This window comes from Pseudoalteromonas sp. 19-MNA-CIBAN-0066, from assembly GCF_040308705.1.
GTDB classification, from domain to species: Bacteria; Pseudomonadota; Gammaproteobacteria; order Enterobacterales; family Alteromonadaceae; genus Pseudoalteromonas; species Pseudoalteromonas nigrifaciens.
Genome location: NZ_JBEONZ010000388.1, coordinates 1 through 242 on the forward strand (window position 1 = coordinate 1; position 242 = coordinate 242).

Genomic DNA, 242 nt, shown 5'->3' on the forward strand with positions numbered 1-242 from the left:
AATCTATTTTGTATTCACGCCCGTCTAGAGCTTGAATAAACAGCAACTGCTTTTCTTCGCCAAATACATCAGCGCTACTTACATAAACCATTTCTAAATAACGCTCTTTTGCATCACGGCGGTTTTTAGGTAATTCTTCTTTAAATGGCTCCAGACCATGTTGCGTTACTTTAATTCGAGGATGAATTTCAGAGTTTACAATCACTAAATCATGCTTTTTATCTTTATGTATTATGGTGTTT

General features: G+C 35.1%; 1 protein-coding gene. It reads right to left on the bottom strand.

From position 1 onward, the window contains the following. Positions 1-242: hypothetical protein (locus tag AAEZ18_RS19540; protein WP_352256113.1), on the bottom strand; the 242-nt coding region annotated here is incomplete at both ends.